A 408-nucleotide genomic window follows, 5' to 3' on the forward strand; every position below is an offset into this window, starting at 1 on the left:
TTTATATCAGTATGTAATGCAAAGTTCGGTTGCACTTGCTGATTATAATCAAGCTGAATTAATAGAGCTATTATCTATTTTAACTTCACAAAGTAAACTGTTAATTATTCCTTTATTTGAATAATACAGTACTGTAAATGCAATAATGCTGTTGCATAAGTATTAATAAGACAAGGAGTCATAATGGGTAAGCCCGCCGCTACAATTGGTCACATGCACATTTGTCCTAAAACCACGGGTACCGTTCCTCATGTTGGAGGCCCTGTGGTTGCTGGCTCTGGTAACGTCTTAATTGGTGGTATGCCAGCTGCGCGTAAAGGCGATATGTTGGTATGTATTGGCCCTCCGGATAGTATTAAATCAGGATCCGGAAGCGTTAAAATCAATGGCAAGCCAGCAGCCCGGATG

At 40.4% G+C, this 408-nt stretch carries 1 protein-coding gene; it reads left to right on the forward strand.

Annotated elements, in window-relative coordinates; translation table 11 throughout:
• Nucleotides 1–183: 183 nt before the first annotated feature.
• Nucleotides 184–408: PAAR domain-containing protein (locus HR9077_RS00845; RefSeq protein ID WP_136064165.1), on the forward strand; the 225-nt coding region annotated here is incomplete at its 3' end.

Origin of the sequence: Modicisalibacter radicis, from assembly GCF_900961225.1 — a bacterium.
Taxonomy (GTDB): Bacteria; Pseudomonadota; Gammaproteobacteria; order Pseudomonadales; family Halomonadaceae; genus Modicisalibacter.